This is a genomic window from Paenibacillus sp. P36 (genome assembly GCF_045866505.1).
Lineage (GTDB): Bacteria > Bacillota > Bacilli > Paenibacillales > NBRC-103111 > Paenibacillus_E > Paenibacillus_E chondroitinus.
In genome coordinates this window covers 6344313-6357133 of sequence record NZ_AP038372.1, presented here as the reverse complement: position 1 = coordinate 6357133, position 12821 = coordinate 6344313, and the positions used below count along the sequence as shown (strand labels likewise).

At 44.6% G+C, this 12821-nt stretch carries 11 protein-coding genes; 7 read left to right on the top strand and 4 right to left on the bottom strand.

Going from position 1 to position 12821, the window contains the following annotated elements:
• Positions 1–68 precede the first annotated feature (68 nt).
• The 4 genes from ACKTT9_RS28280 (at position 69) to ACKTT9_RS28265 (ending at position 4595) form a co-directional block, all read left to right on the top strand.
• Positions 69–1586, top strand: a complete 1518-nt coding sequence (locus ACKTT9_RS28280; RefSeq protein WP_407868547.1) for an extracellular solute-binding protein — start codon at positions 69–71, stop codon at positions 1584–1586.
• A gap of 76 nt (positions 1587–1662) precedes the next feature.
• Positions 1663–2619, top strand: coding sequence for an ABC transporter permease (locus ACKTT9_RS28275; RefSeq protein WP_407868546.1), 957 nt, complete (start codon positions 1663–1665; stop codon positions 2617–2619).
• Between the two features lie 27 nt (positions 2620–2646).
• Entirely contained in the window at positions 2647–3525 is an 879-nt protein-coding gene (locus tag ACKTT9_RS28270; RefSeq protein WP_407868545.1) for a carbohydrate ABC transporter permease, read from the top strand.
• A gap of 47 nt (positions 3526–3572) precedes the next feature.
• Positions 3573–4595: a Gfo/Idh/MocA family protein gene (locus ACKTT9_RS28265; protein ID WP_407868544.1), complete on the top strand. Its 1023-nt coding sequence runs from the start codon at positions 3573–3575 to the stop codon at positions 4593–4595.
• Between the two features lie 70 nt (positions 4596–4665).
• Here ACKTT9_RS28265 and ACKTT9_RS28260 read toward each other — a convergent pair whose 3' ends face one another.
• From ACKTT9_RS28260 to ACKTT9_RS28245, 4 genes are all read right to left on the bottom strand, one after another.
• Positions 4666–5547: a helix-turn-helix domain-containing protein gene (locus ACKTT9_RS28260; RefSeq protein ID WP_407868543.1), complete on the bottom strand. Its 882-nt coding sequence runs from the start codon at positions 5545–5547 to the stop codon at positions 4666–4668.
• Positions 5548–5705: 158 nt separating this feature from the next.
• Complete coding sequence (locus ACKTT9_RS28255) at positions 5706–7055, bottom strand: lytic polysaccharide monooxygenase (RefSeq protein WP_407868542.1); 1350 nt, start codon at positions 7053–7055, stop codon at positions 5706–5708.
• A 252-nt stretch (positions 7056–7307) separates the two neighbouring features.
• Complete coding sequence (locus tag ACKTT9_RS28250) at positions 7308–7994, bottom strand: response regulator (RefSeq protein ID WP_407868541.1); 687 nt, start codon at positions 7992–7994, stop codon at positions 7308–7310.
• 26 nt (positions 7995–8020) lie between these two features.
• Positions 8021–9496 (bottom strand): sensor histidine kinase, encoded by a 1476-nt coding sequence (locus ACKTT9_RS28245; protein ID WP_407868540.1) that lies wholly within the window; start codon positions 9494–9496, stop codon positions 8021–8023.
• A gap of 128 nt (positions 9497–9624) precedes the next feature.
• Between ACKTT9_RS28245 and ACKTT9_RS28240 the strand changes: the two genes are divergently transcribed.
• The 3 genes from ACKTT9_RS28240 (at position 9625) to ACKTT9_RS28230 (ending at position 12819) form a co-directional block, all read left to right on the top strand.
• Positions 9625–10944, top strand: a complete 1320-nt coding sequence (locus ACKTT9_RS28240; RefSeq protein WP_407868539.1) for an ABC transporter substrate-binding protein — start codon at positions 9625–9627, stop codon at positions 10942–10944.
• 71 nt (positions 10945–11015) lie between these two features.
• Entirely contained in the window at positions 11016–11906 is an 891-nt protein-coding gene (locus tag ACKTT9_RS28235) for a carbohydrate ABC transporter permease (RefSeq protein ID WP_407868538.1), read from the top strand.
• 34 nt (positions 11907–11940) lie between these two features.
• The gene (locus tag ACKTT9_RS28230) at positions 11941–12819 is read left to right on the top strand and encodes a carbohydrate ABC transporter permease (protein WP_407868537.1); all 879 of its coding nucleotides are present in this window, start codon (positions 11941–11943) and stop codon (positions 12817–12819) included.
• Positions 12820–12821: the final 2 nt, after the last annotated feature.

Here is a 12821-nt window from a genome sequence, read left to right as displayed (position 1 = left end):
AGGAGCGATGGTTGAGGGTCGTGAAAGCGTTATCTTTAAAAAGATGATGAATCTAGGGGGTTAACCATTTGGTCAAAAACAGATTGCGTAAGGTAAACACGCTTGCAGCGACAGCCGTTCTAACCGCCTCATTAATTGGCTGTTCTTCCGCTTCAACCACGAATTCATCTTCCGGAGATTCGAAAGCTGCTGCACCGATGGATTTAAGCGTGATGTTTTACACATCGGCTAATATCCAGATTACACATGACGATAATGAGGCTATCAAGTTTTTGGAGAAAAAGTTTAACGTTAAGCTGACGATTATGGACACGCCAATTAATGATTACACAACCAAGCAAAACACGATTGTGGCTTCGGGCAGTATACCGGATGTGATGGTCTGGAACGCATTTCCCGATGCGGCTTTAAGCGGCTATTTGAAGCAAGGGGCTTTCATGCAACTAGATAAATATATTGATAAAGCGCCTAATTTGAAAAAATACCCGCAAATGATTTGGGACAATGTGAAAGTAGACGGACACTTTTATATGATTCCGAGGGTGAGGCCGATTGTACGCACAGGCGTCCTAATTCGGAAGGATTGGCTGGATAAACTCAATCTGCCCATTCCCAAAACAACGGAAGACTTTGCTAAAGTCGCCATCGCATTTACCAAAAATGATCCTGACGGCGATGGCAATGCAGATACGTATGGCATTGCCACAGATCCCAAGCTATCGAATTTGAACCCATTGTTTGGTGCATTCGGAACAGGAAACGGTTGGTTGAAACAGGCAGACGGGACCCTTGTCAACTCATTTATTACCCCAGGAATGAATCAGTCGCTTCAATATTTACGGGATTTATACGCACAAGGAGCCTTAAGCAAAGACTTCCCGGTTCAACAAGGAAACACTCGAAAAGAGATTCAAAGCGGAAAAGCAGGGATTATGCTGGAGAGCTATATCATTGACTACGCTCAGGACATTGCTGCACTGAAAAAAGTGGATCCCAAAGCGGAGCTTATTTATATCGATCCTCCTGTAGGACCAACTGGCGCCAGTGGATACTTTGCTGGCAGCGGTAATGCTGCCGGATGGGTCATACCTGCAACTGCAAAACCAGAAAAGGTAGAAAAAATACTGGAGATTATGAACTGGGAAGCAAGTGATGAAGGTTACCATTTCAATAAATACGGGATAGATGGTATCCATAACACGAAAAATGCGGACGGTACGTTCACCACGAACGAGAAGTACATTAAGGATGATCTTAAGGAACTGATCATGGTTTCACCTTATGACGTCTACAGCTATTCCGATACGGGAGCACCGCTTGATGTCCAAAAAGTTCAGCGTGATGCGCTGGATAGGAATAAGGACAAAGGGATTGCCTTAACGCTTCCATCCTACATTTCACCAACGCAAATTCAGAAGAACGAAGAAATAAACAATAAGCTTAGATATGATTACTTTACAAGAATTATTACAGGGCAGCTGCCGGCCAATGCCTTCGATGAGTTTGTCGCGAAATGGAAATCCGGTGGAGGCGACCAAATCACGAAGGAAACCAACGAGTTCTATAAATCTCAGGGAACGAAATAAAGGAAGCCGCATTCTTTCCGTTCACTTGCCGTAGATGGTACGGCAAGTGAACTAGTATCATTGGGGGATGACATGTATGAACCAAATTTCAGGGCAGTCCAGCTTAACCCAGCCGATAACGAAGAAAGTAACGAAACGAAATTTTGTTGCCTTTATCCAAGATTGGGACCTTTATTTGCTTGCCCTTCCCGGGATCGTCTATTTTCTTTTATTTAAATACCTGCCCATGTGGGGAATTCTGATTTCCTTTCAGGACTTCAGTCCTTTCTTGGGGTTTTGGAAAAGTGAGTGGGTTGGGCTTAAGCATTTCCAGGAACTTTTTGCTTATGATCATTTTTGGAATTTAATGCGAAATACGTTGTTAATTAGCTTTTATCAGCTGATCTTTTTCTTCCCGGTTCCAATCATATTCGCCCTAATGCTGCACGAAATAAGCAAAACTTTTTTTAAAAAGCTAATCCAGACGGTCATTTATCTTCCGCATTTTATCTCTTGGGTCGTCATTGCCTCTATTACGTTTGTCTTGTTGTCAGGCGGGGGAGTCGTTAATCATATCATTGAAGCAATGGGTGGAAAAACGGTCAATTTCTTGTCGGAACCGGCGATTTTCAGAACGCTGATTGTTTTACAAGATATTTGGAAGGAAGCCGGTTGGGGAACCATCATCTATTTGGCTGCACTCGCAGGTGTCGATCCGCAATTGTATGAAGCTGCGGTCATGGATGGCGCGAACCGATGGAAACAGTTATGGCATGTTACGCTGCCAACGATTCGCAGTACGATTATCATTTTGTTTCTACTGCGACTGGGACATATTATGGATGTCGGATTTGAGCAAATATTCCTCATGCTGAACAGTTTGGTGCGAAATGTAGGAGATGTTTTCGAAACGTTTGTTTATCAAAAGGGATTGGTTGAGGGGCAATTGAGCTTTTCTACAGCGGTTGGACTCTTTAAATCAATTATCAGCCTCATTGTTGTTGCGGTTGCGAATTGGTTGGTTAAAAAGGCCGGCGAAGATGGCATTTATTGATTAGGGAATGAGAAGGAGGATTACAGCATGATTCGAAATAGAGGAGTAGGCAGTCGAATTTTCGATGGTGCAAACTATCTATCATTGTTTTTAGTAGCGGTAATAACCTTTATTCCCTTCTATTATGTCATTGTCGCATCCCTATCACCCATCAAGCAGGTGCTTACGGAAAGCATTATTTTATGGCCGGAGAAGTTTACGCTTACGTCCTACCATATGATTCTTACTACCCCGTCGTTTGTAAGAGCGCTGCTTTTTACCATATTTATAACGGTAGTTGGGACAGCCATCAATATGTTGTTTACCTCAACGTTAGGGTATTCCTTGTCCAAGAAACGGTTTCGAGCGCGTCGGGCTATTTTGATGCTAATAGTGTTTTCGATGATGTTTAGCGGTGGACTGATTCCAACCTATCTCGTTGTTAAACAGCTGGGGATGATCAATAGCCTTTGGGCTTTAATGCTGCCTGGCGCTATTTCCGCTTTTAACCTGATTGTTTTGAAAAATTTCTTCGCGAGTCTCCCGCAAGCGTTAGAAGACTCAGCAAGGATTGACGGTTGCAGCAACTTTGGCATTTTTATGCGAATCGCGTTACCTCTGTCTTTGCCAGCACTTGCATCCTTCACGTTATTTTATGCCGTTGGAAATTGGAATCAGTTTTTTGCAGCCATCATGTATATGAATAATTCGCGTTATTGGACGCTGCAGGTCGTATTAAGGCAGCTTGTCATCATTGGAGACTCCACAGGATACGGACAAGTCATCGATGATGCCAATAAAACGGCGTTTCCCGAAACATTAAAATATGCCGCTATTGTGGTCGCTACACTCCCTATTTTGTTGGTATATCCATTCCTGCAAAAATATTTCGTTAAAGGGGTATTAATGGGTTCGGTTAAAGAATAGAAAAAACAGAAAAGATCAAGTTGGTAGGATCTCCAGGAGGGAAATGTATGTTTAAGTTGGGTTTAATGGGTTGTGGAGTTGTTGCAAATTACGGGCATATTCCGTCAATAATGGATTCTTCTAAATTTGAATTAACGGCTATTTATGAACCGGTTGTTACTCGAAAAGAAGAGCTGCAGAAGAAACATCAGGTTGAAGTTTTTAGTGACGTAGAGCTGTTCTTCCAATCCGGAATTGATGCGGTAGTCATTACATCGCCAGCGCCTTCTCATTATCAAAATGTTCGCGACGCCGCACGTTATGGAAAGCATGTCTTATGCGAAAAACCATTGGCTATGGATGACGAAGAGGCTGCAGAGATGATCGCTTTGATGGAAAAAGCGGGCTTAATGCTGTTTACAGCCTTTGACTATCGATTTAGCCCCGTTGCTCAGATGATCAAAACTATCGTTGAAAATAAGAGCATCGGTGACGTTCGCTCACTGAGGCTAAGTTATATATGGAGTAATCATGGAAAATATGTCAATGATGAGCAGGTTCCTCCACAGTTAAACTTGAGACGTGCAAACCGAATGATTGAAGGTGGACCTATGGTTGACTGCGGTGTGCACCAGATTGACCTTGCAAGATGGTGGTTGAATTCGGATGTGCAGCTTCAGCATTCGGAAGGGGCCTGGGTGGACGAGTATGAAGCTCCAGACCATATGTACCTGCATATGAAGCATGCTAACAAAGTGCATACGATGTTGGAAATCAGCTATTCTTACTGTTTTACGGCCAAAGAACCGGTGTCACATTTTATTTATGAACTGATTGGGACTGACGGCGTTATTCGTTATGATCGTGAAGCCAAAATATTTGAAATGCGGAATGCATCCGGCACGACCCGGTTTCCTTATGCGTCAGAAAAGAATTTCAAGGGCATGTACGAGGCCTTTGCTTTATCGCTTGAGACCGGTCAAACGGGAGATATGCCGACTGGACTGGACGGGCTAATTGCGACCCGGATCGCTCGCAGGGCAACGAATGAGCTCATTCAAAAGAATGCGTTGGTGCAAACAAGCGAGTAACAGAAAGCCTCCATAGAATATAAAAAAGTGCTCTTCCGACTGCGGAAGAGCACTTTCTCACTTTCTTACATTAAACGAGTGATACAGGTTTTTGTATTCGCTTTTTTCGAAATTCGGAAGGCGTATACTCGTTATAGCGCTTGAAAATACGAATGAACATATTGACATTCGGGAACCCCGATTGAACACCAACATCGGCAATACTTAACGATTCGGTAAGCAGCAGATGTTCAGCTGTTTTTATGCGTCTCAAATGAAGATAATCGACGAAGGACATACCGATACACTGCTGGAAATATTTGATGAAATAGTGATACTCCAAATGTACGAGATGAAGTACATCCTGAATTCGAATCGGATTTCGATAATTGATTTCAATATAATCCAATACGGGCTTGAGACGCTGCCAATCTGCAGGTGAAAGGGGAGGCGAAGAGGGCGCATGACGAATGAGCAGGGAGAGCAGCTGCTTGAAGGCGCCACTTATCGCCAGTTCGTAGCCAGCCTCCATATGGCTTGCCTCTTGGTACACTTGAACTAACAGCTGAAACATCGTTTCTTTGACGGATGGGTTGTTAGCGAGCACCTCATTCATACGATCCAGCGGTTCCGATAATTCCAGCAAAATAGGCGAGAAGTCCTTGGTATATGGATCTAATTGTGCCAGGATATCCAATTGCAGTACAATTTGTTTGACTAACTTCTGTCTTCGGGTACGGTGCAACCGAGATGATCCGATAATTAAGAGATCCTGATCTTGTAATTGATAAATGGTGTCGACTGTTTCAACTTGCATGGAACCTTCAAATAAGAGAATGATTTCTATTTCTTTATGATAATGCCACATATTCCAAGGTAACGAAGGCAGTGGCTCTAAAGTAATGTCCCATATTTTGTAACGCAGCAAGGGATGATGGTAATTAACGTGTTCATTTTTGGCGTTTTCTTCCAAAGTTGTCCCTCCAACATGTTTAATTATAAGGCTGTAAGGCGACATGTAAGTAAGCGCTGCCATGATTTTAACATAGAACGAGGGATATCACAAAGTGAAAAAGGGTAAAAAGAAGACTACCGATTCATTACTATCGGTAGTCTTCTTCATTTACTGGGTTATTTTTGCAATTCCCATAAAGCTGGAGTGACCGTTGGTGTCCAAGTGTAGATGGACTTATGGGACTGCAGACATTTGTATGTGTGGCCATTGTAGGTAACGAAAGTGCCTCTTGTATAAGAGGTATTTGTCGCCCAAGCAGCAATCGCCGGAGTTTCGCCTGCAGCTGTTGTTCCGCTGACCGTGCTGCCAGCCGACTGATTACCTGCAGCATCGATTGCGTAAACTTTAAAGTTATATGTTGTATTCGCCGCCAGCCCGGTTACGGTATAAGAATCAGCTGTGGCTGAAGTTGTTGTGACCAGCGTGGAACCGTTATAGATTCTGTAGCCTGTTACCCCAACGTTATCGGTGGAAGCCGTCCACATCAACATCATGCTGGATGCTGTAGGTGCTCCCATGATATGAAGACCTGCCGGTGCGGTTGGCGGGGTAGTGTCTGTTACCGGCGGCGCTGTCGTTGTAATGCTCAGGCTATTGCTTGCTCCGGATTCGTTGCCTGCTGCATCAAAAGCTTTCACCGTAAAGGTATAAGATGTGCTCGCTGTAAGTCCCGTTACGGTATAGCTGGTTCCGGTGACATTCGCGACAAGCGTAGAGCCCTTATAGACTTTGTAGCCTGTAACGCCAACATTATCGGTTGAGGCTCCCCACGACAAGGATACGCTCGTTGCAGCTGCTGTACCTTTAAGCGATGTTGGTGCTGTTGGCGAAGTTATATCTACCGGATTGGTACCTGAGAAATTAGCATCAATTACGTTATAAAAGGCATTACCGGTATCTGCAATTTCCCAAACAGCTAAGATAACTTGATACCCGCTGCGCTGAGGCACATTGCAAGTATCCGTGTGACCGGATGTGGGTTGTGCATTGTTATAGGCTACTGAGCAGAACGGCGTCAAATCAAAAGAACTTCGACTGAGTGGGGCATTTGGGTCCCAATTTGGTTTCGTGATGTAGTACTTCCAGCCTGTTGTTGAATGATTTGCCGTAAACGTCCAAGTGAAGGAATTTGTCCCACTAGCCATGTTCACTTTAGTCCAACGAGTAGCCGATTGTTGGTCAAGCTCAGGAAATTTGCCGCCGGCACTGGCAATTTGGCCGTCTGCTGGTCCTGCAGCAGGGAATCCCTTTGGTGCTTCCAAACTTTGGGGTTCATAAACAATGGCACCGCAATTTTTGTTTTCACCTGACTTACAAAGTGCGGAGCGACTTGCAGGACCGTCTACATAACCGTGCGCTGACGCTATTCCAGCCTGAAATAACGAACTAATGGTTGCAAGAACGACAAGAAGGCACATGAGAGCGATTTTTGCTGGGGTAGGCCTTGTTAAGCGTAGTACATTCATTAATGAAATACCTCCATAATCAAATGTTTTTATATAAACTCCTATAGAGTTCATACATATATGTAAAAATATATGTATAATTGTAAAGGAAATACTTGGATTCCTCATGAGTCTTTTGATTGATATTGTAAATGTATGGAATTCATTGCTCTTTATCGAAAAATAAGTCTGGGGTACTAAAGCCAAAAAGACTGCCGCACAAGTAGGTCTTCTACTTGTAGAGCAGTCTTTTCACTGTGGCTTTAAGCCGGCTTAGAGCTTTTTCAGCACTTCAAAAATTCGCAAATCATTGATGGTTTGGATAACCATTGCGGAATCAGACATTTGAAATTTCTTGAGAATGGAATTTATTTGTTTCTTAATGGTTTCATACTCGACAAATCGTTCTTCGGCAATTTGCTTCCTTTTCTTGCCTTCGCATAGTAAGCGGAGGACCTGCAGTTCGCTTGGCGTAAGCTCTGAAATGATCTGAATAATATTCAGCAGGCTGTTCTCTGCTCGCTTCACGCGCGCAAATTCTTCACGGATTTTCTCAGCAATCATCGGGCGGATGGGGGATTCGTTCATGTAGGCGGCGCGTATGGCTTCCATAATTTCGACGTCCGTAGCGGTTTTTAATAAATAGTCCGTAATGCCTGTCTGAAAGGCGGCAAAGATGAAGTTTTCATCCTTGTGGACGGTGAGCACGATAATTTTTATCTGGGGATATTTATCGTGAATGATTTTCGCTGCTTGAATACCCGCGAATTGGGATTCCATCTCAATATCCATGAGAATCACATCCGGTTGATGCAGCGCAGCTTGAATAACGGCGTCGTGCCCCGAGGAAACACGCGCCACACAGGCAAAATCATCATGTCCGGCGAATGTCCTTTCCAGCCTTCGAAGGTGAGCTTCCATGTCATCAGCGATGAGAATACGAATAGGTTGATGTGTCATTGTACAGGATCTCCTTTCGTCAGCTTTTAGATAATCGGCAAGTAGACTGTAAAGGTCGTTCCCACGTCTTTCTTGCTCTCGACGACGATCTTCCCGTCGTGTCCAATGATGATCTTATGGCAATAGGACAAGCCGATGCCCCAATTATTAACCGATGCTTTGGTGGTGAAAAAAGGATCGAAAATGGCCTCCAAATGCTCCTCGGCCACGCCGGGACCGTTATCGGTAATCCGGATGAGCGCCCATCCGTTTTGCTGGCTGCGTTCGACCACAATGCGGCCGTCATCCCGAAACAGGAGCGATTCACTGGCATTGAGGAGCAGGTTGTAGATGGCTTCAGTCAAATGCTTGAAGTCAATATAACAATTAGCGGGCAGTGTGTCTGGCGAATAATCGACTTGGCAGCGGCTGGCCTGTTCGTTTAAGCGGTCAATCGCCTGCTGAACCGGAAGATCGATAGACATCGGTTGGAGATTCAGGCTTATATTTTTTAATTTATCAGCGGCATCGTTAATGCTGGCGAGTGCCGACTGCGACGATCGTAAGATGAGATCCAGACTATACTGGGATTCGTTGTCCGCCTGATGGCGTTCTTTCAGATAGGCTGCCTCGGACTGGATGCCGATCAAATGATTTTTGAGGGCATGTGTAAAAGCGCGCGTACCGAGCGTTGCCGTGTCGATGCTTTTATTAATTTGAATATCGCGGTTTTTACGGTAAATCTCGATGGAATTAAACTTATACACCAGGTAAATCATCAAAAACAAAATTAAATAGATGGCAAATGGAAACACAGGCAGAAGGATCGACTGATAGCCAAGAGGAGGCTGCAGATAGTTGAAATAACCTTTCAAATACGTTTCTTTAACCAATACTTTCGGAGCCCAGGAAAAAATAAACAGATGGATGACGACGAGCGGAATAAAGAGCAGAACATGATACAAGGTTAAATTTTTGATAAACTTAATTTTCGGATAATTCAAATAATAGTTGATCAGTAAGCCAAAAGCAACAAAAAGTATGAGGTAGCGAAGGCTCTTTATAACCATTTCCATCACACGAAAGAACGTCAAGCTATCAATCTGATTGCTTAGGGCGATATGGAAAGAAGGGTCAAAGTAGGTGGTCTCGATGATAAAAAAGAGTAGGATACCTCCATAGCCGATCCTTTGGTTCCATGGGCTTAAGCTGCGGGTGAAGGCAATGGCGAAGCCAAGCAGCGAGCAGTAGAACAACCCAACGCCGATATTCAGCATGCGAATAAGCCAATCGGGATTAAATTTGGTCAAAACTAAATAATTCCAGGTGCCGGGACTGAAATCAAAAAAGGTATGAATGACATTGAAATAGTAATTAAATTTGCTCAGGTACAACGTAAAGGCTACAAAAGAAAGCACCCAGCCGATGATAATGCCGTACATGAAGCGGGTTGACGTATGATTTAGCTTTTTGTACGTGAACAATATGGTGAAAATAAGCAATACAAGAGTAACGAACAGCATAGAATCACTTCCTTCTCTTCAGGCAAAGGGGGGAATAAAACATTCATCTGTCGGTCTGCCTGGTGTCTACGTATAATTCAAAATAAGAAAGCGCACACAAATCATATCAAAAAAAGGGTGGGTGTCAAATGAAAAAAAGTTTAAAGCTTGCTGTGACAGGCTCTTTACTGTTGGGATTGCTGGCCGGATGCGGGTCCGCCGGGCAAACGACAGGAGATAAAAGTACGGCGTCTCCGGATGCCAAAGCGGCTCAAGTGAGCTTGAAAGCAACAGTACTTCAGGATGATTTGGAAACGTTTAAAACCGCTTACGAAGAATTTAGCAAAGAGAACCCGACGATCCAAGTGCAATTTGAAACAATTCCACAGGCGCAGTACTACGAAAAGCTTCGCATGCAGCTGTCTTCCGGGGATAATATTGATTTGTTCGGCGGCAACATGGATGTGTTTCTGGACACTGGCATTTTGGAGCCGTTAGACGATTATGTCAAAAAGGCAAATGTGGATGTTTCCGGATATGGACCGTTGTATGATTCTTTAAAAGTGAACGATAAAGTTTACGGGCTTCCTTACCGGAAATCCAACTGGATGTTGTTCTACAACAAAACGTTGTTCGATCAAGCCGGCGTGGCCTATCCGAAAGCGGATATGACATGGGATGAATTCCGTGAACTGGCGAAGAAGATGACCAAAGGGGAAGGAGCCAATAAAACGTACGGGGCATTCTTGCATCCATGGGCACAAACGTGGTATATGCAAGGCGTTCAAACCGGCGCTTCGATCATCGATAAAGACTTATCGGCGTTCAAGAAAGGCCTTCAATTCCGTTTGGATATGGAAAAAGACGGTTCGATGATGGGTTGGGCGGAACAAATTACGACAAATGCGCATTACAACGCCGCTTTCCAGAAGGGCAATGTGGCAATGAATCTGATCGGGGACTGGCACGTGGCACAGCTTAGACAAGCGGAAGCCGAGAAGAAAATCAGCTTTGATTGGGATGTTGTTCCCGTTCCGCATCCGGAAGGCGTAGCAGCCAATACGAGCTTGGCGACTCCGGTGTCCTTGATGGTGAACAAGAATTCCAAGCACAAGGAAGAAGCGTTCAAAGTGCTTCAGTTCTTGACCGGCGTGAAAGGCGCGAAGCAGTTTGCAGCGAAGGGCTTTCTCACAGGTTATATCAACGATGAAATCCGCAAGACGTATATTGGCGACGGTACCTTGAAGCCTAAAAACATCCACTATTTCGTGGAACAAAAAGAATATCCGGAATATCCGCTGCTGCCTGGCGTGAAAAACATTTTGGTGAACAGCGTTTACAAACAAGAAGGCGAAATGGCGCTAACGGGCGCTCAGACCGTCGATCAAGCGATTCAAAAGATCGGCCAGCGCGTTGCCTCCGAATGGGCCGATAAATATGCCAAGGATTACAAAGCAGGCAAAAAGTAAGGGACAGAACAGAAACGGCCGGGCTTCGCTCTATGTAGTGAAGCTCGACGGTTTTGATAGGGGTGAAGCATATGAAGGGTTCGAGCAAAGCATTACGGCGTAATCGATTGACAGGGTATACATTTCTGCTTCCCAATATACTTGGATTTTTGATTTTTATTTGCTTACCGGTGTGTGCTTCCTTCCTCATGAGTTTTACGGAGTGGAACGGGTTTGGTGAAATTGAATTTGCGGGATTATCGAATTATACGCGTTTATGGAGCGATGAAACGTTCCGGATCTCCCTGCTCAATAGTTTACTTATGACAGCCGTTTCCGTACCGGTGACGCTGATTCTTGCGATTTTGGCAGCAGTCGCCCTCAATAAAGGCTTGAGAGGCGTTAAAATATTTCGAACGGCGATTTTTCTGCCGCATATTACGGCAACCATTGCCGTAGCTGTCGTGTGGCAGCTGCTTTATAACCCGACCATGGGGCCGATTAACGGCTTTCTCAGAAGCCTTGGGATCGACAATCCGCCAACTTGGCTTGCATCGACACACTGGGCGCTCCTCTCGGTCATTGTCGTCAGTATCTGGCATTCAATCGGTTACTATATGGTGCTCTATTTAGCCGGCTTACAGGGAATTCCTAAGGATCTCTATGAAGCAGCGGAAATTGACGGCGCAGGCAAAGTCTCACAGTTCCGCAATATAACACTGCCGATGCTGTCGCCGGTCATTTTCTTTACGATTATTATGGGCATTATCAATTCCTTCAAAGTATTTGATCTGGTCTTTGTTTTGACCAAAGGAGGCCCCGGCCGTTCCACGCACATGCTGGTTTACGACATTTATTATACAGCGTTCCAACGCTTTGAATATGGCTATGCCTCTGCCATGGCTTATGTGCTGTTCGCGATTATTTTAGTCATTACGTTGATTCAATTCAGAGGGCAAAAACGTTGGGTGAACTACTCCTAACGAGCTTATCGGGTTAGAGAAGGGAGAAGCCAACATGAATATACAAGTAGAATCAAGTCGGACGATGGTGACGTTACCGAGGCGAACTCCAATTGGTGCATGGATTAGAAAAACGGTTTTATATGCGGTTGTGACCGTTGTCGCCTTGTCCATGGTTGTTCCGTTCCTTTGGATGCTTTCCGCATCGGTGAAGTCGGAGGCTGAAATATTCAGCTTCCCCATTCAGTGGATACCGAGTCACTTTTACTGGTCGAATTACAGCAAGGTGTGGACGCAGCTTCCTTTTTTCACCTATTACCTGAATACGATCAAAATCGCCGTGCTAACTACACTGCTGCAAATTATTACATGCTCTACGGCTGCGTATGCGTTCGCCAAAGTGAAATTTCCGGAGCGGGATAAACTGTTTTTCCTGTATGTGGCAACGATGATGGTGCCTTACCAAGTCATGATGATTCCACAGTTTATGTTAATGAAGAAAATCGGGTTAATCGATTCGCATTGGGCATTGATTTTGTTGGGGGCTTTTAGTCCATTTGGCGTGTTCTTGTTCAGACAGTTTTTTATGTCTATTCCAGAGGAACTCTCGGAAGCTGCCAGAATTGATGGCTTGAGCGAGTTTGGCATCTATGCACGGGTCATCCTTCCACTCATTCGTCCGGCGATTGCCAGCTTGACGATCTTTACCTTCATGCACGCATGGAATGATTTCCTCGGTCCTTTGATCTACCTGAATTCGGATAACTTATTTACGCTCCAGCTTGGTATGCAGCATTTCCAATCCGAGCATGCTACGGAATACGGCCCGTTAATGGCCGCAGCGGTTTGTGCCATTATTCCGACGATCATCATTTACTTTATGGCGCAAGACCACTTCGTCGAAGGGATTTCCGCAGGCGCGGTTAAAGGGTGAGT